The 24,970-nt window shown below is 63.5% G+C and carries 29 protein-coding genes; 23 read left to right on the forward strand and 6 right to left on the reverse strand.

From position 1 onward, the window contains the following. Window positions 1–86 precede the first annotated feature (86 nt). The 3 genes from ACR0NB_RS02915 (at window position 87) to mltG (ending at window position 3,452) form a co-directional block, all read left to right on the forward strand. Window positions 87–830 carry a 1-(5-phosphoribosyl)-5-[(5-phosphoribosylamino)methylideneamino]imidazole-4-carboxamide isomerase gene (locus tag ACR0NB_RS02915; protein WP_480774894.1) on the forward strand — a complete coding sequence of 248 codons (744 nt, stop codon included), beginning with the start codon at window positions 87–89 and terminating at the stop codon, window positions 828–830. A 195-nt stretch (window positions 831–1,025) separates the two neighbouring features. Continuing rightward, window positions 1,026–2,291: a beta-ketoacyl-ACP synthase II gene (fabF, locus tag ACR0NB_RS02920; RefSeq protein ID WP_170338075.1), complete on the forward strand. Its 1,266-nt coding sequence runs from the start codon at window positions 1,026–1,028 to the stop codon at window positions 2,289–2,291. Further along, window positions 2,292–3,452 carry an endolytic transglycosylase MltG gene (gene mltG / locus ACR0NB_RS02925; RefSeq protein ID WP_480774895.1) on the forward strand — a complete coding sequence of 387 codons (1,161 nt, stop codon included), beginning with the start codon at window positions 2,292–2,294 and terminating at the stop codon, window positions 3,450–3,452. Window positions 3,453–3,568: 116 nt separating this feature from the next. Here mltG and ACR0NB_RS02930 read toward each other — a convergent pair whose 3' ends face one another. Together ACR0NB_RS02930 and ACR0NB_RS02935 are read right to left on the reverse strand one after the other, a co-directional pair. Then, window positions 3,569–4,819: a DEAD/DEAH box helicase gene (locus ACR0NB_RS02930; RefSeq protein ID WP_170443093.1), complete on the reverse strand. Its 1,251-nt coding sequence runs from the start codon at window positions 4,817–4,819 to the stop codon at window positions 3,569–3,571. A 309-nt stretch (window positions 4,820–5,128) separates the two neighbouring features. Further along, window positions 5,129–5,428 carry a hypothetical protein gene (locus ACR0NB_RS02935; protein WP_222456838.1) on the reverse strand — a complete coding sequence of 100 codons (300 nt, stop codon included), beginning with the start codon at window positions 5,426–5,428 and terminating at the stop codon, window positions 5,129–5,131. A gap of 339 nt (window positions 5,429–5,767) precedes the next feature. Between ACR0NB_RS02935 and ACR0NB_RS02940 the strand changes: the two genes are divergently transcribed. Together ACR0NB_RS02940 and ACR0NB_RS02945 are read left to right on the forward strand one after the other, a co-directional pair. Continuing rightward, entirely contained in the window at window positions 5,768–6,112 is a 345-nt protein-coding gene (locus tag ACR0NB_RS02940; RefSeq protein WP_480774896.1) for a hypothetical protein, read from the forward strand. Next, complete coding sequence (locus ACR0NB_RS02945) at window positions 6,021–7,391, forward strand: DNA-packaging protein (protein ID WP_480774897.1); 1,371 nt, start codon at window positions 6,021–6,023, stop codon at window positions 7,389–7,391. Before ACR0NB_RS02940 ends, ACR0NB_RS02945 begins: the two co-directional genes overlap by 92 nt. Here the strand turns inward: ACR0NB_RS02945 and ACR0NB_RS02950 are convergent, their stop codons facing one another. Beyond that, the gene (locus tag ACR0NB_RS02950) at window positions 7,392–8,234 is read right to left on the reverse strand and encodes an SDR family NAD(P)-dependent oxidoreductase (protein WP_480774898.1); all 843 of its coding nucleotides are present in this window, start codon (window positions 8,232–8,234) and stop codon (window positions 7,392–7,394) included. It lies immediately after the preceding gene. Window positions 8,235–8,426: 192 nt separating this feature from the next. Between ACR0NB_RS02950 and ACR0NB_RS02955 the strand changes: the two genes are divergently transcribed. The 17 genes from ACR0NB_RS02955 (at window position 8,427) to ACR0NB_RS03035 (ending at window position 20,977) form a co-directional block, all read left to right on the forward strand. Next, entirely contained in the window at window positions 8,427–9,599 is a 1,173-nt protein-coding gene (locus ACR0NB_RS02955; protein ID WP_480774899.1) for a phage portal protein, read from the forward strand. Then, complete coding sequence (locus tag ACR0NB_RS02960; protein WP_093962401.1) at window positions 9,592–9,816, forward strand: GTA head formation protein, RCAP_rcc01685 family; 225 nt, start codon at window positions 9,592–9,594, stop codon at window positions 9,814–9,816. The genes ACR0NB_RS02955 and ACR0NB_RS02960 overlap by 8 nt, the downstream gene beginning before the upstream one ends. Window positions 9,817–9,842: 26 nt before the next feature. Continuing rightward, window positions 9,843–10,388, forward strand: coding sequence for an HK97 family phage prohead protease (locus ACR0NB_RS02965; protein WP_170338585.1), 546 nt, complete (start codon window positions 9,843–9,845; stop codon window positions 10,386–10,388). A 34-nt stretch (window positions 10,389–10,422) separates the two neighbouring features. Continuing rightward, complete coding sequence (locus ACR0NB_RS02970) at window positions 10,423–11,601, forward strand: phage major capsid protein (RefSeq protein ID WP_480774900.1); 1,179 nt, start codon at window positions 10,423–10,425, stop codon at window positions 11,599–11,601. 177 nt (window positions 11,602–11,778) lie between these two features. After that, entirely contained in the window at window positions 11,779–12,378 is a 600-nt protein-coding gene (locus tag ACR0NB_RS02975; protein ID WP_480774901.1) for a head-tail connector protein, read from the forward strand. Then, window positions 12,375–12,713 carry a phage head closure protein gene (locus ACR0NB_RS02980; protein ID WP_480774902.1) on the forward strand — a complete coding sequence of 113 codons (339 nt, stop codon included), beginning with the start codon at window positions 12,375–12,377 and terminating at the stop codon, window positions 12,711–12,713. Before ACR0NB_RS02975 ends, ACR0NB_RS02980 begins: the two co-directional genes overlap by 4 nt. Beyond that, on the forward strand, window positions 12,710–13,123 hold the full coding sequence (locus ACR0NB_RS02985; RefSeq protein ID WP_480774903.1) for a DUF3168 domain-containing protein: 414 nt from the start codon (window positions 12,710–12,712) through the stop codon (window positions 13,121–13,123). The genes ACR0NB_RS02980 and ACR0NB_RS02985 overlap by 4 nt, the downstream gene beginning before the upstream one ends. A gap of 20 nt (window positions 13,124–13,143) precedes the next feature. Further along, window positions 13,144–13,557, forward strand: a complete 414-nt coding sequence (locus ACR0NB_RS02990) for a phage major tail protein, TP901-1 family (RefSeq protein ID WP_170363235.1) — start codon at window positions 13,144–13,146, stop codon at window positions 13,555–13,557. After that, the gene (locus ACR0NB_RS02995) at window positions 13,557–13,877 is read left to right on the forward strand and encodes a gene transfer agent family protein (RefSeq protein ID WP_170523288.1); all 321 of its coding nucleotides are present in this window, start codon (window positions 13,557–13,559) and stop codon (window positions 13,875–13,877) included. Before ACR0NB_RS02990 ends, ACR0NB_RS02995 begins: the two co-directional genes overlap by 1 nt. Then, complete coding sequence (locus tag ACR0NB_RS03000) at window positions 13,874–14,092, forward strand: rcc01693 family protein (RefSeq protein ID WP_005982488.1); 219 nt, start codon at window positions 13,874–13,876, stop codon at window positions 14,090–14,092. Before ACR0NB_RS02995 ends, ACR0NB_RS03000 begins: the two co-directional genes overlap by 4 nt. Then, a complete protein-coding gene (locus ACR0NB_RS03005) occupies window positions 14,070–14,732 on the forward strand; it encodes a phage tail tape measure protein (protein ID WP_005982489.1) in 663 nt (220 codons plus the stop codon). Before ACR0NB_RS03000 ends, ACR0NB_RS03005 begins: the two co-directional genes overlap by 23 nt. A 14-nt stretch (window positions 14,733–14,746) precedes the next feature. Next, window positions 14,747–15,379: a phage distal tail protein, Rcc01695 family gene (locus ACR0NB_RS03010; protein ID WP_480774904.1), complete on the forward strand. Its 633-nt coding sequence runs from the start codon at window positions 14,747–14,749 to the stop codon at window positions 15,377–15,379. Continuing rightward, entirely contained in the window at window positions 15,379–16,272 is an 894-nt protein-coding gene (locus tag ACR0NB_RS03015) for a DUF2163 domain-containing protein (RefSeq protein ID WP_170446499.1), read from the forward strand. The genes ACR0NB_RS03010 and ACR0NB_RS03015 overlap by 1 nt, the downstream gene beginning before the upstream one ends. After that, the gene (locus ACR0NB_RS03020) at window positions 16,266–16,709 is read left to right on the forward strand and encodes a C40 family peptidase (RefSeq protein ID WP_170358778.1); all 444 of its coding nucleotides are present in this window, start codon (window positions 16,266–16,268) and stop codon (window positions 16,707–16,709) included. Before ACR0NB_RS03015 ends, ACR0NB_RS03020 begins: the two co-directional genes overlap by 7 nt. After that, a complete protein-coding gene (locus tag ACR0NB_RS03025; RefSeq protein WP_480774905.1) occupies window positions 16,709–20,674 on the forward strand; it encodes a baseplate multidomain protein megatron in 3,966 nt (1,321 codons plus the stop codon). The genes ACR0NB_RS03020 and ACR0NB_RS03025 overlap by 1 nt, the downstream gene beginning before the upstream one ends. A 7-nt stretch (window positions 20,675–20,681) precedes the next feature. Further along, window positions 20,682–20,852 (forward strand): DUF7742 family protein, encoded by a 171-nt coding sequence (locus ACR0NB_RS03030; RefSeq protein WP_480774906.1) that lies wholly within the window; start codon window positions 20,682–20,684, stop codon window positions 20,850–20,852. Next, the gene (locus tag ACR0NB_RS03035) at window positions 20,852–20,977 is read left to right on the forward strand and encodes a DUF7742 family protein (protein WP_480774907.1); all 126 of its coding nucleotides are present in this window, start codon (window positions 20,852–20,854) and stop codon (window positions 20,975–20,977) included. The genes ACR0NB_RS03030 and ACR0NB_RS03035 overlap by 1 nt, the downstream gene beginning before the upstream one ends. Here ACR0NB_RS03035 and ACR0NB_RS03040 read toward each other — a convergent pair. Continuing rightward, window positions 20,958–21,296: a TraR/DksA family transcriptional regulator gene (locus ACR0NB_RS03040; protein WP_170358783.1), complete on the reverse strand. Its 339-nt coding sequence runs from the start codon at window positions 21,294–21,296 to the stop codon at window positions 20,958–20,960. The two genes, ACR0NB_RS03035 and ACR0NB_RS03040, sit on opposite strands and share 20 nt — an antisense overlap. 86 nt (window positions 21,297–21,382) lie before the next feature. Between ACR0NB_RS03040 and cysE the strand changes: the two genes are divergently transcribed. Continuing rightward, complete coding sequence (gene cysE, locus ACR0NB_RS03045) at window positions 21,383–22,192, forward strand: serine O-acetyltransferase (RefSeq protein WP_093962389.1); 810 nt, start codon at window positions 21,383–21,385, stop codon at window positions 22,190–22,192. Window positions 22,193–22,260: 68 nt separating this feature from the next. Here the strand turns inward: cysE and ACR0NB_RS03050 are convergent, their stop codons facing one another. Beyond that, on the reverse strand, window positions 22,261–23,568 hold the full coding sequence (locus ACR0NB_RS03050) for a pyruvate dehydrogenase complex dihydrolipoamide acetyltransferase (RefSeq protein WP_170455658.1): 1,308 nt from the start codon (window positions 23,566–23,568) through the stop codon (window positions 22,261–22,263). A gap of 14 nt (window positions 23,569–23,582) precedes the next feature. Next, window positions 23,583–24,956: a pyruvate dehydrogenase complex E1 component subunit beta gene (locus ACR0NB_RS03055; protein ID WP_480774908.1), complete on the reverse strand. Its 1,374-nt coding sequence runs from the start codon at window positions 24,954–24,956 to the stop codon at window positions 23,583–23,585. Window positions 24,957–24,970: the final 14 nt, after the last annotated feature.

A 24,970-nucleotide genomic window follows, 5' to 3' on the forward strand; every position in this document is an offset into this window, starting at 1 on the left:
GTTTGCCGAAACTGAGAAACGCGAACCTGCGCGCGACCAGTATGCTATCATGGATATCCGGAACGATTGAGCGGAGGAGTGTGCTCATGAGGGTTTATCCTACAATGGAATTGCAGAGCGGCCGCTGTGTCACGCTGGACAAGGGCCGTCTGGACGAACCGATGATCTGGCATGTCGATCCGGTGGAAACGGCCCAAGGCTGGGCCGCCGCAGGTGCCGAGTGGATGCACCTGACCGATTTCGATGCGATCGAGGGGCGGGACACGAACTCTGCGCTGGTCGAACAGATCATCCGCAGCGCCGAGCTGCCTGTTCAACTGGCGGGCGGGTTCCGCTCGCGCGAGCAGGTCGAGCGTTGGATCGACAAAGGGGCAGGCCGCATCGTGATCGGCACCCTGGCGGCGCGTGATCCCCATCTGTTCAAAGAGTTGGCCAAGCTATACCCAGACCAGATCGTGTTGGCGGTGGACGTGTGGCAGGGCTACGTGATGACGGACGGCTGGCGCACCCAAAGCGCGTTCACCCCGGAGGCTTTCATCGAAGCGTTTGCCGATGCTCCGCTGGCTGCCATTCTGGTCACCGATATCGACAGCGACATGGTGGATGTCGAGGCGCAGCTGGGCCTGATTTCGGGGCTGGCCGCGCATTCGCGCACACCGGTGATCGCCAGCGGCGTCGTGCGCAGCAGCGACGACATCTCGCGTCTGGCCTACATTCCCAATATCTCGGGTGTGTTGGTCGGACGGGCGCTGTTCCGCAAGACGGTCGACCTGTCCGAGGCATTGGCGGTAGCCAAAACCGCCCATGAACCAGTGGCACAGTTCCAGTAACGCGGCCTAATCCGTCCGAGCCGCCCCTGACAGGTCGTCGGGGGCGGCTCGTGTGGTTCTGCTTTGGCCGCGCGCCGTGTGCAGCGCGGAGGCAGGCGGCAAGCTGCCGGTGCGGAATACGCTGTTGCTCTTGCCCCCGGACCCCGGGCCGGGGTATGAGCGTTTCTCAAACAGGAAGCAGGCAAGAGGCATTTCATGCGCAGAGTCGTTGTAACCGGTCTGGGATTGGTCACTCCACTGGCCAGTGGGGTCGAGGAAACCTGGTCGCGGCTGCTGGCCGGAGAGTCAGGTGCCGGCCCGATCACCTTGTTCGATGCCGAAGCCGCAGGGGTCACCACGACCTATGCCTGCGAGGTGCCCCGCGGTGACGGGACCAACGGGACCTTCAATCCCGATGACTGGATGCCGCCCAAGGAACAGCGCAAGATCGAGGATTTCATCCTGTATTCGATCGCTGCTGCCGAGATGGCCTGCAAGGACGCGAACTGGCTGCCCGAGGACGAGGAAGAACGTCTGCGCACCGGCGTTCTGATCGGGTCGGGTATCGGTGGTCTGGGGTCGATCGCGGAAACCGCCAACCTGATCCGTGACAAGGGTCCGCGCCGCGTGTCGCCGTTCTTCATCCCGGGCGCGCTGATCAACCTGGCCTCGGGTCAGGTCTCGATCCGCTTTGGCTTCAAAGGGCCGAACCACTCAGTAGTGACCGCCTGTTCGACCGGTGCTCACGCGATCGGCGATGCTAGCCGGATCATACGGTCGGGCGATGCCGACGTGATGATCGCCGGCGGCGGCGAAGGCTGCATCTGCGAGATCGGGATTGCCGGTTTCAACGCCTGCAAGGCGCTGTCGACCAAATATGCCGACAACCCCAAGGCCGCGAGCCGCCCCTATGACGTCGACCGCGACGGTTTCGTGATGGGCGAGGGCGCCGGGATCGTGGTTCTGGAAGAATACGAGCATGCCGTGGCCCGCGGCGCCAAGATCTATGCCGAGGTTCTGGGCTATGGCATGTCGGGCGATGCCTATCACATCACGGCGCCGGCCGAGGATGGCGACGGGGCGGAACGTTCGATGAAGGCAGCGCTACGCAGCGCAGGGCTCGAACCGAAGGATCTGGACTATATAAACGCGCATGGCACCTCGACCATGGCCGACACGATCGAACTGGGGGCCGTTGAACGGCTGCTCGGCGAACATGCCAGCAAGGCGACGATGAGCTCGACCAAATCGGCCACCGGTCACCTGCTGGGGGCTGCAGGTGCGATCGAGGCGATCTTCTCGATACTCGCGATCCGCGATCAGGTCGCCCCGCCGACGATCAACCTAGACAACCCAGCCGTGGAAACGCCGATCGACCTTGCGCCGAATGCCAAGCGCGAGCGGGAAATCAACGTGGCGCTGTCGAATTCGTTCGGCTTCGGTGGCACCAATGCCAGCGTGATTTTCGGGAAAGCATCGTAAATGTGGCGGGCTCTGGCATCCAATGCGCTGACCTTTCTTGTGGTCGCCATGTTTCTTCTTGGCGGTCTGATCCTTTGGGGGCAGTCGCAGTACAAGGCCGAGGGCCCGCTCGATACCGCCATTTGCCTTCGGGTGAAGGGTGGTTCGAACATGAACAAGGTCAGCCGAGACCTGGAGGATCAGGGCGCGATCAGCAGCGCAACGATCTTTCGTATGGCGGCAGACTACACCGACAAGTCGCAGCAGCTGAAAGCGGGTAGTTTCCTGATCTCCGAAGGCGCTTCGATGGCGGAAATCATCGACGAAGTCACCCGCAGCGGCGCCAGCACCTGTGGAACCGAGGTCGAGTACCGCATCGGTGTGACCCGCACTCAGACACGGGTTCGCGAGCTGGACCCTGCAACATTGAATTTCGTCGAGGTCGCATCTTTTGTCGTTGGTGAGGACGAAGTCCCTGAAGTCTATCAGGAAAAGCGGAACCAAGCCGATACGCGATACCGCGTTTCCTTGGCAGAAGGTGTCACCAGTTGGCAGGTCGTTGAGGGGCTGAAGGCCGTGGATGCCCTGACCGGAGAGGTCTCGGAAATTCCGCCTGAAGGCATGTTGGCCCCGGACAGCTACGAAATCTCACCGGGTGATGAGCGAACGGCTTTGCTGCAAAAGATGCAGGACCGACAGCAAGAGCGGATTGCCCGGGTTTGGGAGACGCGTCAAGACGGGTTGCCCCTGTCCAGCCCCGAAGAAATGCTGATCCTCGCCTCGATCATCGAGAAGGAGACAGGCATTCCGGAAGAGCGCGGTCAGGTTGCCAGTGTCTTTGTGAACCGCCTGAAGCAAGGCATGAAGCTGCAGACGGATCCCACAGTGATCTACGGCGTGACCAAGGGTCAGGGTCCGCTGGGCCGAGGCCTTCGCCGCAGCGAGCTTCGGCGGAACACGCCCTGGAACACCTATTTGATAGACGGTTTGCCGCCCACGCCGATTGCCAACCCGGGACTGGCCAGCTTGCAAGCTGCCGTGGCTCCAGACGAAACCGACTTCGTGTTCTTCGTCGCAGATGGAACTGGCGGCCATGCCTTCGCCAAGACGCTGCAGGAACACAACCGAAACGTTGCCAAATGGCGTGAGATCGAAGCCGAGCGGAACAATTCGGGTAACTGATCCGCTCGTTGGTCGAGAGCAGGGCCAGCATAAATCAGGCGGACAACCCGCCTGAGAAATGAAAAGTCAAAATCCTGGAAAAAGACTGCGCGCAAGGAGACATGCGCGCAGTTTTTTTATGCGGCCGATTTGCGGCGCGGACGGCGCCGACGGTTGGCGGGGCCATTTGTGCCCTGCGGTTTCGGGCCACGTCGTCGATTGCGCTGGCGATTGCCGGGCTTGGCGGCCTCTGCGGCTTCGGGTGCCGCTCCGCTGGCCACCGGGATCTCGATCTTCATCAATTTCTGAATCTGACGCAGCAGATCAAATTCATCCGGTGCACAGAAGGCGATGGCCTCGCCTTCGCGACCGGCCCGAGCGGTGCGGCCAATGCGGTGCACATAGTTGTCAGGAACGTCCGGCAAGTCATAGTTGATGACATAGGCCACCCCGGGAATATCGATGCCACGGGCCGCCACATCTGTAGCAACCAGGACTGTGATCTCGCCGGCGCGGAAGGCCTTGATCGCGCGGTCCCGCTGGCCCTGGCTTTTGTTGCCATGGATCGATGCTGCGTTGTAGCCGTCAGCCACCAACCCTTTCATCAGCTTTTCCGCACCATGCTTGGTCCGGGAGAACACAAGCGTCAGGGCGTCGGTATCACGCGAAAGGATCTCGCGCAGCTTGGCGGGTTTTCCCGGCTTTTCAACGAAATGCACCGACTGGGTGATCTTGTCGGCCGCCTTGCCCGGAGGCGAGACCTGTACCCGTTGCGGGTTGGTCAGGTAGGCGCGGCTGAGTTCCTCCATCTGTTTCGGCATGGTGGCCGAGAACAGCATGGTCTGGCGCGGAGTGCCCAGTTGCGGCGCGATTTTGCGCAGAGCGTGGATGAAGCCAAGGTCCAGCATCTGGTCGGCCTCATCCAGAACGAGGTGCCGAACCGAGCCGAGATCGACCGCGCCACGTTCCATCAGGTCGATCAAACGACCGGGGGTCGCGACAAGAATATCGGTCCCACGCGACAGGAACATGATCTGTTTGTTGATCGACTGTCCGCCGACAACTGTGGCCACGCGCAGTTTCGTCTTTTTGGTAAGCGTGCGGAGGCTGTCAGCTATCTGGTTCACCAGTTCGCGGGTTGGGGCTAGGATCAGCGCCTTGGCGGTTTTGGGTGCCGGTTTGCCGGGTTGCGCCAGAAGGTGGTCGATCAGCGGCAGGCCAAAGGCCAGCGTCTTGCCGGTGCCGGTCTGTGCAAGGCCCAGAATGTCATGTCCTTCCAAGGCCAACGGGATGGCCTGGTTCTGGATCGGTGTGGGTTGAGTGAAATTTGCGCGCTCAAGCGCGTCGTTCAGTGCCGGCGCGAGGCCGAGCATGTCGAAATCGAACAAGTCGTCTTCCTTTGTGATCCGCGCCGGCATTGGCCGTGCGCGAACAAGAGTAGCTGGCCGTGCGGATTGCACGACCGGCAGGGAGTGTGCGCAGCCTCAGGATTTGCGGGCGAGTCCCGCAAAATCCGGCTTTTGCGTCAAGAACCCTGCGTGAATGGGAACTGGGAAAAATGGGCGCTATCTCGGACCTCGGTTCGGTCCGCGTGCTCACGCGGCAGCGCTGTGGCGTAGATGAGCGCTGCTGAGGCGAATGTCAAGCCGACACCGGTAGTCAATGCTGCCGGTGTCCTATCCGTTGCAAATGGATGGTCAACGACGAGGCGTCGGGGCGGCGGCCGCCAGCGCCTTTTCGACTGCCTGTGCGGTGGAGGGGTGACCGGCCTTGGACAGGCACGAAGCAATTGTACCCGCGTCAGGGCGCTCGGGGCGCTTGCCGGGCTTGGGACGATCGCCCAGGCAGCTTTGGAGCGCAGATTGCGGAACGCCAATCTCGCTGGCGATCTTGCCAAGATCAGGCCCACGCGGCCCTGTCTGAGCCTGCGCAACTGTGCCGAAGAGCATCAGGCCTCCCAAACAGATTACCGAGACATAGCTAAGGGGATGGTACATTTTTTGTCCTTCAGTAATTTTTCGTATGCTTGCGGTTCTTGGTGTTGGTGCAGATTGCGTGTGCAATCCGTTTTTGAAACGCACGACGGGAATTACTCCGTCGCGGAAATCTTGCCGATCACAGAATTGGTTGCGGTCCCTGAGCTGAATTAGGATTTTGTTAAAACTGGCAGTGCGTTACTTGTTGCGCGCTGTTGCGCCGGAGCTTGACTGAGCGCCCGGTTTCGCGTATAAGTTGTGTCATGCTAGAAGAAGTGGGCAACGGCCCCGGGGCGACCCGGCGGCCGTTTTTCATTTCTCTCGTGCGGAGATCACTCACGCATGAGGTCACAGGCAAACATGACTTTGATTACCCCGGAAGAGCGGATGTCCCGGACGGCCGAGCTGTTGCAGTCGTTGGAGGTGTCCATTCGCGGTTTGCGGCAAGCGGCGGAAGACCTGCGCAAGCGGATCGAGACCGGGGAGGATGCAGACCTGGCGAGTTCAGCCAGACAACTCGGACAGCTAGAGGGGCTGATCCGAAGTTGCCAGAAAGTGGAGACAAGCTTTGTCGAACAATGTCACAGACAAGCAGGAATTGCCCAAGGCGGCTATGCGCTCGACCTGGAGCGGGCCCGATCTGAGGTCGGGTGCCGATTGGCTCGCCTCCGCGCCTGCTGCGGTGCGGGACAGATTTTTGAGTGAAATCGGGGAGGGGGGGCTGTGTGCCCTCCCTATCCTGTTCGAGTTCTGGGCGTTGCCGCATCAGTTGCCGCCCGAGGGCGACTGGCGGTCCTGGGTGATCATGGGCGGGCGCGGCGCGGGCAAGACGCGGGCCGGGGCCGAATGGGTGCGGTCGATGGTCGAGGGGGCCAAGCCGTTTGATCAGGGCGAGGCCCGGCGCGTGGCGCTGGTGGGCGAGACCTTTGACCAGGTGCGCGACGTGATGATCTTTGGCGACAGCGGGATCATGCAGTGCTCTCCGCCCGACCGGCGGCCGCAGTGGAAGGCGTCGGAACGCAAGCTGGTCTGGCCCAACGGGGCCGAAGCGCAGGCCTTTTCGGCGCATGATCCCGAGGGGTTGCGAGGGCCGCAGTTCGATGCGGCTTGGGTGGATGAACTGGCCAAGTGGAAAAAGGCGGGCGAGACCTGGGACATGCTGCAATTCGCGCTGCGGCTGGGCGAGCGGCCTCGGGTCTGCGTGACTACGACGCCGCGCAATGTGAAGGCTTTGAAGGATCTGCTGGCGGCGCCGTCGACGGTGATGACCCATGCGCCGACCGAGGCGAACCGGGCCAACCTGGCGGAGTCATTTCTGGAGGAGGTGCGCGCGCGTTATGCGGGCACACGGCTGGGGCGGCAGGAACTGGACGGGGTGCTGCTGGCCGATGCCGAGGGGGCGCTGTGGACCGGTTCGATGCTGGATGCGGCGCGGGTCGGGGCGGTGCCCGAGCTGGGCCGCGTGGTGGTGGCGCTGGACCCGGCGGTGACGGGCGGGTCGGGCGCGGATGCCTGCGGGATTGTGGTGGTCGGCGCGCAGGTGCAGGGGCCGCCCGAGGAGTGGCGCGCCTATGTGCTGGCCGACCGGACGGTGCAGGGCGTTGGCCCGGCAGGCTGGGCGCGCGCGGCGATTGACGCGATGGACGGATTCGGGGCCGAGCGGCTGGTGGCCGAGGTCAACCAGGGCGGGCAGTTGGTCGAAGAGGTGGTGCGGCAGGTGGACCCTCTGGTCCCGTTCCGGGCGGTGCGGGCCTCGCGCGGGAAGGTGGCGCGGGCCGAACCTGTGGCGGCGCTGTATGAACAGGGACGGGTGTTCCATGTGGCCGGGCTGGACGCGCTGGAGGAGCAGATGTGCCAGATGACCGCACGGGGGTTCGAGGGGCAGGGCTCGCCCGACCGGGTCGATGCGCTGGTCTGGGCGTTGCATGAGCTGGTGGTGGCGCCGGCAGCGGCATACCGGCGGCCGAGGGTGCGGGTTTTGTGATCAGCCCTCGGGCTTTTCGAACTTGGCGAAGGCCTCGGCGTAGTCGGGGTGCCAGCGCGAGAGGGCGGGGCGGTTGTGGATGATGTCCTCGGCGGCCCATTGAACGCGACGGCGGTCGCGTTCGGCATCGACGTCGTTGTCGGGGCAGAGGATGTAGAAATCGCCTTGGGACATGCGGTCGAGGAAATAGTCAACGGTCTGCTCGCTGGTCCAGGCTGCGGCTGGTTTTTCCGGCAGGAATGACGCGATCATGCCGGTATAGGTGAAGCCCGGAACAAAGAGATGCGCGGTGATCGGTGCGCCGGCCTCGCGCAGCTCGTGCGCGAGCTGTTCGGTCAGCGTTTTGACGGCGGCCTTGGACACGTTGTAGCCGGGATTGCCCGGCGGGGAGGTGATCCCCTGCTTTGACCCGGTGTTGACGACGACCGCCGGGCGGTCAGCCTCGATCATGCGAGGCAGGAAGGCGTGGATGCCGCGCAGGACCCCCAGAAAGTTCACGTCGAGAAGCTTCCGCCAGTTGTCGAATGACTCCCATGTTTTTGTAGGCAGGCTGATCCCTGCATTGTTCATCAAGACGGCAACCTGCCCGGCGGCGAAAGCTGTGTCGGCCAGGTTTTCCATGTCGGCTTGAGAGGTGACATCCGTCGGCACCGCGGTGATGTTGACCACGTCAAAGCCTGCCTTCAGGTCTTCCGTTGTTGCGTCGAGCGCCTGTCCCGGAAGATCGGCCAGTATTACGTCCAGCCCGGCTTGGGCAAAACGTTGTGCCGCGACGCGCCCGACTCCGCTGGCGGCGCCGGTCACGACGGCGATCCCTCCGGTTTTCACTGCGCTTTCATACATGGCTGGTCCCTCGTGATGCTCATATGCAGAGGGTAGCGCATTTCTGTCGGATGCCGAGGTTTATCCTGCGGGCACATTTTCCCCAGCCGTTGCACAACGGCCGTACGCCCCATTCCCGAGGCTTAAAGATCTTTCCGTCATAACTCCTTTCAACAAGCCGGGCAGAGCGGCGGCAGAAAGGAGCATCTGGACATGGTATTCGATTTCTTGCGTCGTGGATCGGCTGAGAAAGCCCCCGAGGCAAAAGCAAGCGCAGCCGGGCCGGTGGTGGCCTGGCAGACCGGCGGGCGAGTCGCCTGGAGCCCGCGCGACACCGCCTCTCTGACGCGCACGGGGTTTTCGGGCAACCCGGTGGGGTTCCGGTCGGTCAAGCTGATTGCCGAGGCCGCGGCGGCGCTGCCCCTGGTTCTGCAGGACGACGCGCAGCGGTACGAGACCCACCCGGTTCTGCGCCTGATGCGCCGGCCGAACGCGGCGCAGGGCAAGGCCGAGCTGCTGGAGGCGCTGTTCGGGCAGCTGCTGCTGTCGGGCAACGCCTATGTCGAGGCGGTGCAGGCCGAGGGCGGACTGCCGGTCGAGCTGCATGTGCTGCGATCCGACAGGATGAGCGTGGTGCCGGGGGCAGATGGCTGGCCCAGAGCCTATGACTATACCGCCGGGGGCAAGACGCACCGGTTCCCGGCCGAGGCCATCTGCCATATCAAGTCGTTCCATCCGCAGGATGACCATTACGGCTTTTCGCCCATGCAGGCGGCGGCGATGGCGATCGACGTGCACAACAGCGCCTCGCGCTGGTCGAAATCGCTGCTGGACAATGCCGCGCGGCCTTCGGGCGCGCTGGTGTGGAAGGGCGGCGACGGGCAGGGCGCGATGGCCGAGGAACAGTTCCGCCGCCTGAGCGACGAGATCGAGGCGAACTATCGCGGGGCGCGCAACGCCGGGCGTCCGATGGTTCTGGAAGGGGGGCTGGATTGGAAGCCGATGGGCTTTTCCCCCTCGGACATGGAGTTTCAGAAGACCAAGGAAGCCGCCGCCCGCGAGATCGCGCTGGCCTTCGGTGTCCCGCCGATGCTGCTGGGGATCCAGGGGGACGCGACCTATTCGAACTATCAGGAGGCCAACCGGGCGTTCTATCGCCTGACCGTTCTGCCCCTGGTGACGCGGGTGGCGGCGGCGTTGTCGGACTGGTTGTCGGGCTTTACCGGCGAAGATCTGGTGCTGAAGCCCGATCTGGACCAGGTGCCGGCGCTGGCGACGGAGCGTGACGCGCAATGGGCGCGGGTGGCCAATGCCGATTTCCTGACGGATGCCGAAAAGCGTGCTCTGCTGGGCCTGCCGGCGCTGGCGGAGACGGCGGATGGCTGACACGCCGGGATACCCGCCCTTTGACTGCGCGCCGGGCCTGCGTCTGGCCGCGCACGAGAGGGTGGCCGAGATCCAGCATGCGCATCTGTGCAGGCGACTGGATCAGATCGAGGAAATGATGGAACGGCTGGAGCGGCGGTTGTGGCTGACGGTCTATGGCGTGGCGGCGGTGATCCTGGCGCAGGCGTTCCAGTCTTTCCTGACGGTGGCGCCATGAATTCAGTGGCTTACGAGGAGTTGTTCATGGATTTGGAACGCAAGTTCGCGCGGTTCGGCGATGGGCTGTCGGTGACCGAAGACGCGGTGATCGAGGGCTATGCCAGCCTGTTCGGCCAGGTCGATCAGGGCCGCGACGTGGTGCAGAAAGGTGCCTATGCCGCGTCGCTGGCCGGGCTTAAGGCGGCCGGTCAGCGGGTCAAGATGTTGTGGCAGCACGACCCGGCCCAGCCCATCGGCGTGTGGGACGAGGTGCGCGAGGATGAGCGCGGCCTGTGGGTCAAGGGGCGGTTGCTGGAGAGCACCCAGAAGGGGCGCGAAGCGGCCGAGCTGATCCGCGCGGGTGCGCTGGACGGGCTGTCGATCGGCTATCGCACCAAGCGGGCCGTGAAGGATGACAAGGGCCGGCGGCTCTTGACGGAACTGGAGCTGTGGGAGGTGTCGCTGGTGACCTTCCCGATGCTGCCCAGTGCGCGGGTGGCGGCAAAGGGGACGGACCCCGATGCCGAGGACACCTGGCGCAGTATCGCCGAGGTGTTCGAGAACGCCCGGCAGGAGCTGGCGCGACCCTAGCGCGCCTCAACCCCCACCCAGAAAGGAAGTGTTGATGAGCAAGACCGAGACCGCGGCCTTGACCGGAGAGGGTGTGCCCCTGGTTCAGGAGGTGAAGCAGGCGATGGCTGGCTTCGTAAGAGAATTCAGGGGCCTGAAGGCTGAAGTTCAACACAAACTGCAACAGACAGAAGAGCGACTGACCATGCTGGATCGTAAATCAACCATCGCGGCGCGCCCGCATCTTGCGGCCTCGACCCTGGAGGAGGCGCCGCACCAGAAGGCCTTTGATGCCTATGTGCGCTCGGGCGATGACGATGCCCTGCGCGGGCTGGAGATCGAGGTCAAGTCGCTGTCGACGGCCGTCAACAGCGATGGCGGCTACCTTGTCGATCCGCAGACCGCCGAGATGATCAAGTCGGTGCTGAAATCCACCGCGTCGATCCGTTCGATCGCGTCGGTCGTGAATGTCGAGGCGAATTCGTTCGACGTGCTGATCGATCATACCGATGTGGGCGCGGGCTGGGCTGCCGAGAACGCCACCGCCGCCGAGACAGGCACCCCGTCGATCGACCGCATCTCGATCCCGCTGCACGAGCTGAGCGCGCTGCCCAAGGCCTCGCAGCGGCTGCTGGATGACAGCGCATTCGACGTCGAGGGCTGGCTGGCTGGCCGTATCGCCGACAAGTTCGCCCGCGCCGAGGCGGCGGCTTTCATCAACGGCGACGGCATCGACAAACCCAAGGGCATCCTGAGCCATCCGGCGGTGGACAACGACGTCTGGACCTGGGGCAACCTGGGCTATGCGCCCACCGGTGTCGCGGGCGGCATCGACGCGGATGCGATCGTGGACGTGGTCTATGCGCTGGGCGCGCAGTACCGCGTGAACGGCACCTTCGTGATGAACTCAAAAACCGCGGGTGTAATCCGCAAGCTGAAGGATGCCGACGGCCGCTTCCTGTGGTCGGACGGCCTGGCCGCGGGTGAGCCCGCGCGCCTGATGGGCTATCCGGTGCTGATCGCCGAGGACATGCCCGATCCGGGCACCGACAGTTTCTCGATCGCTTTCGGTGACTTCTCGGCCGGCTACACCATCGCCGAGCGCCCCGACCTGCGCGTGCTACGCGATCCGTTCAGCGCCAAGCCGCATGTCCTGTTCTATGCCACCAAGCGCGTGGGCGGCGACATCAGCGATTTTGCCGCGATCAAGCTGGTGAAATTCGGCACCGCCTGAGCGGTGACGGATCCGGGGGGCCGGTGGGCCGGTCCCTCGGGCGGCGGGCGCGGGCCGGGGTGAGATCCCCCGCGTTGTCTAGCTGCTCCCCTCCGTCCGAGCAACGTGGGGCGGCACGTGCCCGCCATTTTCCAAGGATGCGGCCCCCGGAGGGGTCCGAGATTGCGGAGTGAATGGATGATGTTGATCGAAGAAACCGCCATCGCGGATGCGGCGCTGCCGGTGGATCAGTTCAAGGCGCATCTGCGGCTGGGCACGGGATTTGCCGAGACCAGCCTGCAGGATGACGTGTTGAAAGGGTTCCTGAGGGCGGCGATGGCCGCGATCGAGGCGCGCACTGGCAAGGTGCTGATATCGCGCAGTTTCACCTGGACGCTGAGCCGCTGGCGCAACGACGCGGGCGAGGTTCTGCCGGTCGCGCCGGTGACGCGCATCGACGCAGTGACGCTGACCGACGCGCAGGGCACCCAGCAGGTGGTGGCGCCCGGGACCTACCGCCTGGAGCGGGACAGCCAGCGCCCTTGCCTGAGGCCAATGGGGGCTTGCCTGCCCTCCATTCCCACCGGTGGAGAGGTGACCATCGCGCTGACGGCCGGGATGGCGGCGGATTGGGGCGGGCTGCCGGCGGATCTGGGGCAGGCGGTGCTGCTGCTGGCGGCGCATTACTATGAGTATCGCGACGAGACCAGCCTGGGCGACGGTTGCATGCCCTTCGGTGTGACCAGTCTGATCCAGCGCTATCGCATGGTGCGCTTTGGCGCGGGGGTGATGCAATGAACGCGCCCCGTCTGAACCGGCAACTGGTGCTGGAGGCCCCTGTGCGGGTGGCCGACGGTGCGGGCGGCTATGCCGAGACCTGGGCGCCGCTGGGCACGCTGTGGGCCGAGGTGTCTGCCCGGACCGGGACCGAGCGCGCGGTCGCGAATGTTCCGGTATCGCGCGTGAGTTACCGCATCGTGGTGCGTGGCGCATCCGAGGGGTCGTCGATGCGTCCGGCGCCCGATCAGAGGTTCCGGGAGGGTGAGCGGCGCTTCGTGATCCGCGCGGTGGCCGAATACGACGCGGCCGGGCGCTATCTGACCTGTTTCGCGGATGAGGAGGTGGCGGCATGAGCTATGGCGTTTCGGCGGCGCTGCAGGCGGCCATGTTCCAGCAACTTGTCAATGACAGGGGCATTTTGGCCCAAGTGGGCGATGCGGTTTATGACGCGGTGCCTTCGGGGACATTGCCGCAGACCTACATCACCCTGGGTCCGGAAGTGGTGCGCGACGCCTCGGACAAGACCGGGCAGGGCACTTTGCATCGGTTCACCGTATCGGTGGTCTCGGAGGCCGCCGGGTTCGGCGCGGCCAAGACCCTGGCCGGGGCCGTGTGCGACGCGCTGGACGGCGCCCCGCTGACGTTGGATCGGGGGCGGCTGGTGGGGCTGTGGTTCGAGCGGGCCTCGGCCCGGCGCACCGGGACCGGTGGCGCGATCCGGCAGATCGACCTGAGATTCCGCGCCCGCGTGGAAGACAACTAAGCAATCAATGGAGAGAGAAAATGGGTGCCCAGAACGGTAAGGACCTGCTGGTCAAAGTGGACATGAACGGCACGGGTCTGTTCCAGACCATCGCGGGGCTGCGGGCCACGCGGATCAGTTTCAACGCAGAAAGCGTGGATGTCACTTCGTTGGAAAGCCAGGGCGGCTGGCGCGAGCTGCTATCGGGGGCGGGGGTCAAGTCGGCCTCGATTTCCGGATCGGGCGTGTTCAAGGACGCCGGCACGGATGAACGCGCGCGGCAGCTGTTCTTTGACGGTGAAACGCCCGCCTTCCAGGTGATCATTCCCGATTTCGGCATCGTCGAAGGACCGTTCCAGGTGACCGGGATCGAGTATTCGGGCTCGCACAATGGCGAGGCGACCTATGAGATGAGCCTGGCCAGCGCCGGCGCCCTGACCTTTACGGCGCTGTGATGGTCAATCCGTGGACAGGCGAGGTGGCGCTGGTGGTCGATGGCCAGCGCCGGGTGCTGAAGCTGACGCTGGGCGCGTTGGCCGAGCTGGAGCAGGAGCTGGGTGCCGGGTCACTGGTCGAACTGGTGCAGCGGTTCGAGAGCGGCGCTTATTCGAGTGGCGACGTGCTGGGGCTGATCGTTGCGGGGCTGCGCGGAGGCGGCACGGATGTGACCCGCGCCGACATGTTGCGGGCCGAGATCGAGGGCGGCCCGATGGCCGCGGCGCGGGCGGCGGCCGAACTGCTGGCGCGGGCCTTCATGGTGCCGGGTGAGTCATGAGCGGCTTTGACTGGCCCGGCCTGATGCGGGCCGGGCTGCACGGGCTGCGGCTGACGCCGGATCAGTTCTGGCGTCTGACCCCGGCCGAACTGCGGCTGATGCTGGGGCAGGGCCGCGGGATGCCGGCGATGAACCGGGCGCGGCTGGACAAGTTGCTGGCCGCCTGGCCGGACAAGATACAAGGAGAGCGTGATGACGGATCGGGACGGGTTTGACGACCTGCAGGAGCGCGGCGAGGCGCTGGGCGACGCCCTGGGCGATGCCGCCACGATGGCGGCGGCCTTCGACGCCCAGATGAAGCGGATCAGCGCCGCTTTTGAGGAGACCGGCAAGGATGTCGCCACCCTGGAACGCGGCATGTCGAGCGGGCTGCGAAAGGCCTTCGACGGTGTGGTGCTGGACGGCATGAACCTGTCGGATGCGCTGGACGTGCTGAAGAACTCGATGATCCGCACAGCTTATTCGGCGGCGATCAAACCAGTGACGGATCATTTCGGCGGCATGCTGGCCAATACGGTCGGCGGCCTGGTGCAGGGGCTTCTGCCTTTTGCCGATGGCGGCAGTTTCGCGCAGGGGCGCGTCATGCCTTTTGCCAATGGCGGCGTGGTTACTGGGCCCACCACCTTTCCGATGCGCGGTGCGACCGGGTTGATGGGCGAGGCCGGCCCCGAGGCGATCATGCCGCTGGCGCGCGGACCCGACGGCAAACTGGGGGTGCGCAACTCGGGCGGCGGACGGGCGGTGAACGTGGTGATGAACATCACCACACCCGACGTTCAGGGCTTTCGTCGCAGCCAGGGCCAGATCGCAGCCCAGATGAGCCGCGCGCTGGGGCGCGGCAATCGCAACCGGTAGATTGGGGAGCAGGCATGAATTTCCACGAAGTCAGATTTCCCGCCAGCCTGAGTTTCGGCTCGGTCGGCGGACCCGAGCGGCGCACGGATATCGTGACGCTGGCCAACGGGTTCGAGGAGCGCAACACGCCCTGGGCGCATTCACGGCGGCGCTATGACGCCGGATTGGGAATGCGGTCGCTGGACGATATCCAGACGTTGATCGCCTTTTTCGAGGCGCGCCAGGGGCAGATGTACGGGTTCCGATGGAAGGACTGGTCGGACTACAAGTCCTGCGCAGCATCCGCCGAGGTCGACAAGGGCGACCAGGTGATCGGGCAAGGCGACGGGGTCACGACCGAGTTCCAGTTGGTCAAGACCTATGCCTCGGGCGGGGTCAGCTATGTCAGGCCCATCGTCAAGCCGGTGCTGGGTACGGTCAAGATTGGGCTGGATCAGGATGAGGCCCGAGAAGGCGTCGATTTCGAGGTGGACCTGAATAGCGGTCTGATCCAATTCGTCGTCCCGCCATCCGAGGGGGTCGACGTGACCGCCGGGTTTGAATTCGATGTGCCGGTGCGGTTTGACACCGACAGGATCCAAGTCAGCGTGGCCAGCTTTCAGGCAGGCGACGTACCCAATGTTCCGGTGGTGGAGGTGCGGGTCTGATGAGCGGCGACAAGCAGGCATTGCTGACCCATCTTCAGTCCGGCATGACTACGGTCTGCCGCTGTTGGGCGATCACCCGAACCGATGGCATGTCCTTCGGGTTCACCGACCATGACCGCGAACTGGCCTTTGACGGGCTGGTTTTCAAGGCAAGCACCGGTCTCACAGCCTCGGCCATCGAACAGGCGACGGGCCTGTCGATCGACAATTCCGAGGCCATGGGGGCGCTGTCTGATGCGGCCGTGCGCGACGAGGATATCGAAGACGGCCGCTTTGACGGTGCCGATGTCCGAGCATGGCTGGTCAACTGGGCCGCGCCGGAACAGCGCATGTTGCAGTTCCGTGGCTCAATCGGCGAGCTGCGCCGCGCAGGGGGCGCGTTTCACGCCGAATTGCGCGGGCTGACCGATCTGCTGAACCGACCCTTGGGGCGGATCTACCAAAAACCCTGTACGGCCGTTTTGGGTGACAAAGCCTGCGGCTTCGACAGGTTGACGCCCGGCTACTGGGCCGAGGCCGAGATTGCCGAGATCGACGAGGGTCCGATCCTCAGACTGCAGGGGGCGGAGGCGTTTGAGGACGGCTGGTTCGAACGTGGCCGCGTCGATGTGCTGACCGGCCGCTCTCAGGGTCTTTGGGCTTCGGTGAAGACGGACCGAAGCATCAAGATCGGGCGGGAATTGCACCTTTGGACCGCTCTGGGCTCGGGTCTGGCCGCCGGTGACCGTGTGCGGGTGCTGGCGGGCTGCGACAAGCGGATGGAGACCTGTCGGTTGAAATTCAACAACATCATAAATTTCCAGGGTTTTCCGGATCTGCCGAGCGAAGACTGGGTGATGGCCGTGCCGAAACAGGGCAACGCGAACAATGGAGGCAGCAGGCGGTCATGGTGACGGCGCAGGATATCGTGGACGAAGCGCGAGGCTGGCTGGGAACGCCCTATGTGCATCAGGCCTCGGTCAAGGGAGCGGGAACCGATTGCTTGGGATTGCTGCGCGGTGTCTGGCGATCCGTCATCGGCCGCGAGCCCGAGGCGGTGCCTACCTACAGCATGGACTGGTCCGAACCGCAGGGCGAAGAGCGCATGTGGGCGGCTGCGCGGCGCAATCTGGTCGAACGCCCGCGCAACTTTCTGGCCCCTGGATGCGTGCTGCTGTTCCGGATGCGCGATGCCGGTGTGGCCAAACACCTTGGTATCGTGAGTGAAGCGGGCGCCGTGCCACGCTTCATCCATGCCTATTCCGGACATGGCGTTGTCGAAAACGCACTGAGCGACCCCTGGCGCCGCCGGGTGGTCGCCTGCTTTGAATTTCCTTTGGAGGGCAACTGATGGCGACGATAGTTTTATCTGCGGCGGGGGCTGCGCTGGGCGGGTCCATCGGTGGAACCGTTGCCGGGCTGTCAACGGCCATCGTGGGGCGGGCAGTCGGCGCGACGCTCGGGCGGGTTATCGACCAGCGATTGATTAGCCAGTCGGTCATGGGTGCTGGAAGCGAGGTGGTCGAGTCTGGCCGGCTGGACCGGTTCAGACTTACGGAAACAGGCGAGGGCGCGCCGTTGTCCACCGTGTTCGGCCGAATGCGGGTCGGTGGGCAGGTGATCTGGGCGTCGAATTTCCTTGAGACCCGCAAAACCACGACGTCTACGCAGTCTGCTGGCGGCAAAGGAACGCCAAAACCAGCCGAAGTCACCACGACCACCCATAGCTACAGCTACTCGATATCACTGGCGATTGCTGTCGGCGTCGGAGAGATCGCGGACATCGCGCGGATATGGGCCGATGGGGAAGAGCTTGAGCGCAACAGTCTGAACATGCGGGTTTATACCGGTAGCCAGGATCAGCTGCCGGATCCATTGATCGAAACGATCGAAGGTGCCGGAACGGTTCCGGCCTATCGCGGCACTGCGTATGTTGTGATTGAAGACCTGCCGCTGGCGCAATTTGGCAATCGCGTTCCCCAGTTCTCTTTCGAGGTTGTTCGGCCTGATCAGAAATCCGCACCAGACTACGAATCCGAATTGCAACAGATTGTCCGGGCCGTGGCCCTGATGCCTGGCACCGGGGAATACACGCTGGCCAGCACGCAGGTAAACTATTCCAAAGGGTCGGGCCAAAGCTGGGCCGCCAACGTCAATTCGCCCTCGGGCGAGCCCGATCTGGTGGCCTCGGTGCGTGCCCTGAACAAAGAACTTCCGGGCTGCAAGGCTGCGTCGCTGGTGGTCTCTTGGTTCGGAGATGACTTGCGTTGCGGCGCTTGCAGCGTTCGACCCAAGGTGATCCGCGACGACGTGGACGGCGCCAACATGCCGTGGAAAGTCTCTGGGCTAAAGCGCAAATCGGCCCAGGTCGTGCAACATGTGGACGGGCGACCCGTCTATGGCGGTACCCCGGCCGATGCGTCGGTGGTTCAAGCCATTCAACACCTCAAGGGCTCCGGCAGCCGGGTAATGTTCTATCCTTTCATCCTGATGGATCAGATGCAGGGTAATGGTCTTCCAGACCCATGGTCGGATGCCGGCGATCAGCCGCATCTGCCGTGGCGCGGCCGGATCACGCTGGACGTGGCTCCGGGGCGTCCGGGGTCGTTGGACGGAACCGCAGGTGCGGACGCTCAGGTGGCAAGCTTTTTTGGTGCAGCCCAAGCCTCGGATTTCATCATCGGTAATGGCACTGTCACCTATACCGGACCGGAAGAATGGAGCATGCGCCGTTTCATTCTTCACTACGCGGCGTTGTGCAAGGCAGCAGGCGGGGTCGAGGCGTTCTGCATCGGCTCGGAAATGCGTGGCCTTACCCAGATACGCGGCGCGTCCGGGTTCGCGGCCGTTGCTCAGCTGAAGGCATTGGCGGCGGAAGCGCGGCAGATACTGGGGCCAGACACCAAAATAGGCTACGCCGCGGATTGGACGGAATATTTCGGGTACCAGCCTGCCGATGGCAGCGGTGACCGATACTTCCATCTGGACCCTCTGTGGGCAGACGAAAACATCGATTTCGTCGGGATCGACAACTACATGCCGGTCTCGGACTGGCGGGATGGCAACGATCATCGTGATGCGATGAATGGTGCCCGGTCAATCTACGACCTGGATTATTTGCGCGGCAACATCGAAGGCGGTGAAGGATACGACTGGTACTATCCAACGCCCGAGGAGCAGGACGCGCAGATAAGGTATCCGATCGAGGACGGCGAACACGCAGAGCCATGGGTGTGGAGATATAAGGACATCCGCAACTGGTGGTCGAACTTGCACCACGAACGGATCGGAGGAGTGCGCCAAGCTGACCCGACCGATTGGGTTCCGGGATCAAAGCCGATCTGGTTCACGGAACTGGGCTGTGCGGCCATAGACAAGGGAACGAACCAACCCAACAAGTTCTTGGATCCGAAATCCTCGGAATCCGATCTGCCCAAATACTCAAACGGTCAACGCGACGATTTCATTCAGGTTCAGTATTTGAAGGCAGTTCTTGGATATTGGGCCGATCCGCAGATCAACCCGGTTTCGGACATCTACGATGGTCCGATGGTGGACGTTTCGAATGCCTATGTATGGGCGTGGGACGCGAGACCTTACCCGACATTCCCGAACCTGCGTTCGCAGTGGAGTGACGGCGAAAACTACGCCCGTGGTCATTGGTTGAACGGGCGTTCAGGTGCCAGGACACTGGCCTCGGTGGTGGCCGAGATTTGTCAGGCTGCAGGCGTTGCCGACTTTGATGTGTCTGCGCTTGACGGAGTTGTCCGTGGATACGTGATCGAAGATGTTTCGGACGCGCGGGCGGCCCTGCAGCCGCTGATGCTACGCTACGGGTTTGATGCGATCGAGCGGGACGGTGTTCTGACATTCCGCATGAGGGTCGGGCGCCGGGCATTCGATCTGTCGCTGGATCAGGTCGCGGAAAGCCCCGAGGTCGATGGCAGGGTCCAGTACCAGCGCGAAGCCGAGGCCGAAATGGCTGGCCGCGTGCGTCTGCGCTTCGTGCAGTCGGATGCGGACCACGATGTGGTATCAGAGGAGGCCGTGCTGCCCGATGATCGGACACATTATGTTGCCGTGAACGAAATGCCTCTGTCGATGACCCGCGCCGAAGGGAGGCAGACGGTCGAACGTTGGCTGGCCGAGGCCCGCGTCGCGCGCAATACCGCTCGCTTTGCGCTGCCGCCGTCGCAGATGAATCTGGGCGCCGGCGACATTGTTCGACTTCCATCCTGGAATGGGGGAGCCGGTGCGCTGTATCGCATAGACAGGTTGGAACAGGCTGACATCCAGCTGGCAGATGCCGTGCGGATCGAGCCCGGGGTCTATTCCCCGTCTGACATGGCGGATGATGGGTATGTCTCACAACCCTTTGTGGCCCCAGTCCCGGTTCTGCCGATTTTTCTGGACCTGCCACTCATTACCGGCGCCGAAGAGCCGCACGCCCCTTATCTGGCCGTCACGGCCGATCCCTGGCAAGGCAGCGTCGCCGTCTATTCCTCGGACAGTGACGAGGGCTACGCGCTGCGCGATCTGGTGACTGGTCGGGCTGTGATCGGGTTCACCGAATCCTCCTTGCCTTCCGCGAGCGCAGGGGTTTGGGATGAAGGTGAGCCGCTGCGCGTGCGCTTTGTCGATGGCGTCTTGCAGTCGCGGTCGCGTGACTCACTTCTGACCGGCGCCAACTTGGCCGCGATCGGAGACGGCACGCCCGGAAATTGGGAAGTGTTTCAATTCGCGGATGCCGTCTTGCAGGAACCCGGGGTCTATGCCCTGTCTGGCCGCCTGCGTGGCCAATTGGGTACGGACGCAGTCATGCCCGAAATCTGGCCGGAGGGTTCCGTGTTCGTGTTGCTTGACGAGAGGGTTCTTCAGACCAGTCTGCTGCGGACCGAACGCCGAATTGCGCGGCACTACCGGATCGGGCCCGCAACTCGCGGATACGACGACGATTCCTATGTCCATAAGGTTGAGGCCTTTGATGGAAACGGTCTGCGCCCCTACGCGCCAGTTCATCTGAAGGTCGAAAGGCACGGGGGCGATGACCTGTTCACCTGGGTACGCCGAACCCGGATCGACGGCGACGATTGGGACGTGCTGGACGTGCCGCTGGGCGAGGAGTCCGAGACCTATCTGATCCGCATTCGGTCAGGTGGCGCCCTTGTTCGAGAAGAGATCGCCACGACGCCAATTTGGACCTATTCCGCGGCGGCACAGTCTTCGGACGGCGTCGCGGGCCTCTACGAGGTCGAGGTGGCGCAGGTTTCGGCCAGCTACGGGCCGGGCGCGGCCGCGAGTCTGAGTGTGGGGTAGAGGGATCATGCGCCCTGTTTTGCACGGCGATGTCAGTTCTGCGGCGCGGGTTTTGCTGACCGTGCCGCAAGCCCAGCGTGAGCGGCTGTGCGCGCGCATGATCGCCGAGGCCGAGTTGGCTGACCGTCCGTGGCCGCGACGGGTCGTTTGCATCCTGTTTACGGGAACGGAGCATTGATGGCAGCTGCACGCAGCCGCCCGTTGGCAGACGAGCCAAGTTTCAGCGACACCGAGTATTGCCGGTGTTTCGAGACGGTACTGCGCCATCTTATCCGGTTTCAACTCAACCGGCCGCGCAGCTGACGCACTTGCTGGCGGCCGGGTCCAGGTCCAGCCGTCTGCGCGGAATGTCGTCACCGCAATCCTCGCAATACCCGAATTCGCCCTCGGCCATCCGGTCGAGGGCGGCTCTCAGCCGTCGGACTTCGAGATCTCGTCGCGTTTGTTGCGCCTTGGCCATGGCCTGATTCTGCAACGCATCCATTCGGCTGAGCCGCCCGACCGCCTGCTGGTCAAGCTCGACCACGGATTGAGCGTCCTGACCGGCGAGGGAATTGCGTTCCAATTCCTCCAGCCGGGACAGGATAAGTGTTTCAAATTCCCTGAGTTCGGACCGGTTCATTTTCTGTTGTGTTGCACATCAAGGGTTTGCGTTTGGCCTTTTTGGGCCTAGATGGCTATTCTAGGCGCAGCAGAGGATCAAAAGCCATGTTTGAAACGCGCACCCAAGTTACGTCAGTTGACCCCGTCTGGGACCGGATCACGGCCGAAGCACAGGCCGCCGTCGAAAAAGAGCCTTTGATGGGCGGACTGGTGCATGCCTGTATCCTGCACCACAAGTCTCTGGAACGTGCGTTGTCCTATCGCATCTCTGCCAAGCTGTGCTCGAACGAGATGTCGATGATGGTTCTGCGTGAAATCGTCGAAGAGGCCTATGCCGATGACAAGGCGCTGATGAATGCCGCCCGCGCGGACCTGATGGCCGTGTACGAGCGCGACCCGGCCTGCCACCGTCTGCTGCAGCCAATTCTGTATTTCAAAGGCTACCAAGCCATGCAGGCCTATCGCGTGGCCCACTGGCTTTGGCAGAAGGGCCGGCACGATCTGGCCTATTTCTTCCAGATGCGCAGTTCGGAAATCTTCGGGATCGACATTCATCCCGCCGCGAAGATCGGCAAGGGCATCATGATCGACCACGCGCATTCCATCGTGATCGGTGAAACTGCGGTTGTGGGTGACAATGTCTCGATGCTGCATTCGGTGACCCTGGGCGGGACGGGCAAGGAAGAAGAGGACCGCCATCCCAAAATTGAGGATGGCGTTCTGATCGGGGCCGGGGCCAAGGTTCTTGGCAATATCCGCGTCGGTCATTGCAGCCGCATCGCCGCCGGTTCGGTGGTGCTGCAGGACGTGCCGCCCTGCAAGACCGTGGCGGGTATCCCAGCCAAGATCGTGGGTGAGGCGGGATGTGACCAGCCCTCGATCTCGATGGATCACATGCTGGGCAAGGATCAGTAAGCCTGTTCTCAGGTACGAAAAAGGCCGCCTCGGGGTCCGAGGCGGCTTTTTGATTCTTGTGGCGTGGATCAGGCCAGCATGACCATCGGATTTTCCAGGTTGTCCACGATGGCCTGCAGGAGCTGTGCTCCAAGCGCGCCGTCGATCACGCGGTGATCCACCGACATGGTGACCGACATCACGGTCGCCACGGTCAGTTCCCCGTCCTCGCCCACGACCGGCTTCTTGGCGCCGGTACCGACGGCCAGGATGCCTGCGTGCGGCGGGTTCACGATGGCGTCGAAATTGTCGATGCCAAACATGCCCAGGTTCGAAACCGCGAAGGTGCCGCCCTGATACTCATGCGGGGCCAGCTTGCGTTCGCGCGCACGCGCGGCCAGGTCCTTCATCTCGGTCGAAAGGGCCGACAAAGATTTGGTGTCGGCGTCCTGCAGGACCGGGGTGAACAACCCGCCTTCGATCGCCACGGCCACGGCCACGTCCGAAGGTTTCAACTGCAGAACCCGGTCGCCCGCCCATACGGCGTTGCACTCGGGCACCTGCTGCAGCGCGTTGGCGACGGCCTTGATGATGAAGTCGTTGACGCTCAGCTTAACGCCGCGGGCTTCCAACTGCTTGTTCAGCTGGCTGCGGAATTTCAGCAGCGCGTCCAGCTTGATGTCGCGGCGCAGGTAGAAATGCGGGATGGTCTGCTTGGCCTCGGCCAGACGGGCGGCGATGGTCTTGCGCATGCCGTCCAGCTTGACCTCTTCGTACTCGCGGCCTTCGTACATGCGGGCCACCATGTCGGCCGAGGGGCCTGCAGGAGCAGCAGCAGGGGCGGGCGCCGCGCTTGCCGAAGCAGCCGGTGCCGCTGTCGGAGCGGTTGCGCCTTCGACATCCGCTTTGACTATGCGGCCATGCGGGCCCGAGCCCTTGATCTGCGCCAGGTCCAGACCCTTTTGGGCGGCAATGCGACGGGCCAGCGGCGAGGCAAAGATGCGTCCGCCATCGGCTTTGACCGGGGCCGCCGGTGCCGGGGCAGGGGCGGGCGCCTCGGATGCCGCAGGGGCGGCAGCCTCGTTGCCCGCGTCGGCTGCGGGCGCAGCCTCGGGTGCCTTGGTCGGGGCTTCGGCGATGTCATCGGCGCTTTCGCCTTCTTCCAGCAGCACGGCGATGGGGGTGTTCACCTTGACCCCCTCGGTGCCTTCAGGAACCAGGATCTTGCCAACGACGCCTTCGTCGACAGCTTCGAATTCCATCGTGGCCTTGTCGGTTTCGATCTCGGCCAGCAGGTCGCCCGAGGAGACGGTGTCGCCTTCCTTGACCAGCCATTTGGCAAGCGTGCCTTCCTCCATGGTCGGCGAAAGGGCGGGCATCAGAATTTCGGTGGGCATCTGTCAGTCGCTCCTTACCGATAGGTCACTTGTTTGACGGCGGCGATCACCTCGTCGGTGGTAATCAGCGCCAGCTTTTCCAGATTCGCCGCATAGGGCATGGGCACATCCTTGCCGGTCAGCGTGATGACGGGCGCGTCCAGATAGTCGAACGCTTCCTGCATGACCACGGAACTGATGTAGCTGCCGACCGAGCCTTGCGGCCAGCCTTCTTCCACGGTGACCAGACGGTTGGTTTTCATCACCGAGTTGATGATCGCACCGGTGTCCATCGGGCGGATGGTGCGCAGGTCGATCACCTCGGCGCTGATGCCATCCTCAGCCAGCTTGTCGGCGGCTTCCAATGCGTATTGCATACCGATCCCAAAGCTGACGATGGTCACATCGGTGCCTTCGCGCCAGATGCGGGCCTTGCCCAGCGGCACGGTCAGATCATCGACCTGTGGCACGTCGAACGAGCGGCCATAGAGGATTTCGTTTTCGAGGAACACGACCGGGTTGGGGTCGCGGATCGCCGATTTCAGCAGACCTTTTGCGTCGGCTGCCGAAAAGGGCATCACCACCTTCAGGCCCGGGATCTGCATGTACCAGGCGGCATAGTCCTGAGAGTGCTGGGCCGCCACGCGCGCGGCGGCGCCGTTGGGGCCGCGGAACACGATCGGACAGCCCATCTGACCGCCGGACATATACAGCGTTTTGGCAGCAGAGTTGATGATCTGGTCGATCGCCTGCATGGCGAAGTTGAAAGTCATGAACTCGACGATCGGCCTCAGCCCGCCAAAGGCGGAACCCACGGCAATGCCGGTAAAACCATGCTCGGTGATCGGGGTGTCGATCACGCGTTTTGCGCCGAATTCGTCCAGCAGGCCTTGGCTCACCTTGTAGGCGCCTTGGTATTCACCGACTTCTTCGCCCATCAGGTAGACGTCTTCGTCCGAGCGCATTTCCTCGGCCATCGCGTCGCGCAGAGCCTCGCGGACCGTCATCGATTTCATCTCGGCATCTGCTGGCCAGTCCGGCGACAGGTCCACGGTTGGCGCGGCCGGTGCAGCAGGGGCAGGAGCGGGGGCCTCAACCGCCGCCGGGGCGGCTTCGGCCTCCGCTGCGGCTGCGGGGGCAGCCGCGGTCACGGCCGAGGCGTCTTCGCCCTCTTCGACCAGGATCGCGATCGGCGTGTTGACCTTCACGCCTTCGGTGCCCTCGGCAATCAGGATTTTGCCGACGATGCCTTCATCGACGGCTTCGAACTCCATCGTGGCCTTGTCGGTTTCGATCTCGGCCAGAATGTCGCCAGAGCTTACGGTGTCGCCTTCCTTGACCAGCCACTTGGCCAGTGTGCCTTCCTCCATGGTCGGCGAAAGGGCGGGCATGAGAATTTCGGTTGCCATGTCTTATTCGTCCT

This window comes from Ruegeria sp. CG3, assembly GCF_056537205.1.

What these genes read in the sequence shown, in the direction of transcription:
- ACR0NB_RS02915 (WP_480774894.1), top strand. Translation starts at nt 87, where the DNA reads ATGAGGGTTTATCCTACAATGGAATTGCAGAGCGGCCGCTGTGTCACG.
- fabF (WP_170338075.1), top strand. Translation starts at nt 1,026, where the DNA reads ATGCGCAGAGTCGTTGTAACCGGTCTGGGATTGGTCACTCCACTGGCC.
- mltG (WP_480774895.1), top strand. Translation starts at nt 2,292, where the DNA reads ATGTGGCGGGCTCTGGCATCCAATGCGCTGACCTTTCTTGTGGTCGCC.
- ACR0NB_RS02935 (WP_222456838.1), bottom strand. Translation starts at nt 5,428, where the DNA reads ATGTACCATCCCCTTAGCTATGTCTCGGTAATCTGTTTGGGAGGCCTG.
- ACR0NB_RS02940 (WP_480774896.1), top strand. Translation starts at nt 5,768, where the DNA reads ATGACTTTGATTACCCCGGAAGAGCGGATGTCCCGGACGGCCGAGCTG.
- ACR0NB_RS02945 (WP_480774897.1), top strand. Translation starts at nt 6,021, where the DNA reads ATGCGCTCGACCTGGAGCGGGCCCGATCTGAGGTCGGGTGCCGATTGG.
- ACR0NB_RS02950 (WP_480774898.1), bottom strand. Translation starts at nt 8,234, where the DNA reads ATGTATGAAAGCGCAGTGAAAACCGGAGGGATCGCCGTCGTGACCGGC.
- ACR0NB_RS02955 (WP_480774899.1), top strand. Translation starts at nt 8,427, where the DNA reads ATGGTATTCGATTTCTTGCGTCGTGGATCGGCTGAGAAAGCCCCCGAG.
- ACR0NB_RS02960 (WP_093962401.1), top strand. Translation starts at nt 9,592, where the DNA reads ATGGCTGACACGCCGGGATACCCGCCCTTTGACTGCGCGCCGGGCCTG.
- ACR0NB_RS02965 (WP_170338585.1), top strand. Translation starts at nt 9,843, where the DNA reads ATGGATTTGGAACGCAAGTTCGCGCGGTTCGGCGATGGGCTGTCGGTG.
- ACR0NB_RS02970 (WP_480774900.1), top strand. Translation starts at nt 10,423, where the DNA reads ATGAGCAAGACCGAGACCGCGGCCTTGACCGGAGAGGGTGTGCCCCTG.
- ACR0NB_RS02975 (WP_480774901.1), top strand. Translation starts at nt 11,779, where the DNA reads ATGATGTTGATCGAAGAAACCGCCATCGCGGATGCGGCGCTGCCGGTG.
- ACR0NB_RS02980 (WP_480774902.1), top strand. Translation starts at nt 12,375, where the DNA reads ATGAACGCGCCCCGTCTGAACCGGCAACTGGTGCTGGAGGCCCCTGTG.
- ACR0NB_RS02985 (WP_480774903.1), top strand. Translation starts at nt 12,710, where the DNA reads ATGAGCTATGGCGTTTCGGCGGCGCTGCAGGCGGCCATGTTCCAGCAA.
- ACR0NB_RS02990 (WP_170363235.1), top strand. Translation starts at nt 13,144, where the DNA reads ATGGGTGCCCAGAACGGTAAGGACCTGCTGGTCAAAGTGGACATGAAC.
- ACR0NB_RS02995 (WP_170523288.1), top strand. Translation starts at nt 13,557, where the DNA reads ATGGTCAATCCGTGGACAGGCGAGGTGGCGCTGGTGGTCGATGGCCAG.
- ACR0NB_RS03000 (WP_005982488.1), top strand. Translation starts at nt 13,874, where the DNA reads ATGAGCGGCTTTGACTGGCCCGGCCTGATGCGGGCCGGGCTGCACGGG.
- ACR0NB_RS03005 (WP_005982489.1), top strand. Translation starts at nt 14,070, where the DNA reads ATGACGGATCGGGACGGGTTTGACGACCTGCAGGAGCGCGGCGAGGCG.
- ACR0NB_RS03010 (WP_480774904.1), top strand. Translation starts at nt 14,747, where the DNA reads ATGAATTTCCACGAAGTCAGATTTCCCGCCAGCCTGAGTTTCGGCTCG.
- ACR0NB_RS03015 (WP_170446499.1), top strand. Translation starts at nt 15,379, where the DNA reads ATGAGCGGCGACAAGCAGGCATTGCTGACCCATCTTCAGTCCGGCATG.
- ACR0NB_RS03020 (WP_170358778.1), top strand. Translation starts at nt 16,266, where the DNA reads ATGGTGACGGCGCAGGATATCGTGGACGAAGCGCGAGGCTGGCTGGGA.
- ACR0NB_RS03025 (WP_480774905.1), top strand. Translation starts at nt 16,709, where the DNA reads ATGGCGACGATAGTTTTATCTGCGGCGGGGGCTGCGCTGGGCGGGTCC.
- ACR0NB_RS03030 (WP_480774906.1), top strand. Translation starts at nt 20,682, where the DNA reads ATGCGCCCTGTTTTGCACGGCGATGTCAGTTCTGCGGCGCGGGTTTTG.
- ACR0NB_RS03035 (WP_480774907.1), top strand. Translation starts at nt 20,852, where the DNA reads ATGGCAGCTGCACGCAGCCGCCCGTTGGCAGACGAGCCAAGTTTCAGC.
- ACR0NB_RS03040 (WP_170358783.1), bottom strand. Translation starts at nt 21,296, where the DNA reads ATGAACCGGTCCGAACTCAGGGAATTTGAAACACTTATCCTGTCCCGG.
- cysE (WP_093962389.1), top strand. Translation starts at nt 21,383, where the DNA reads ATGTTTGAAACGCGCACCCAAGTTACGTCAGTTGACCCCGTCTGGGAC.
- ACR0NB_RS03050 (WP_170455658.1), bottom strand. Translation starts at nt 23,568, where the DNA reads ATGCCCACCGAAATTCTGATGCCCGCCCTTTCGCCGACCATGGAGGAA.
- ACR0NB_RS03055 (WP_480774908.1), bottom strand. Translation starts at nt 24,956, where the DNA reads ATGGCAACCGAAATTCTCATGCCCGCCCTTTCGCCGACCATGGAGGAA.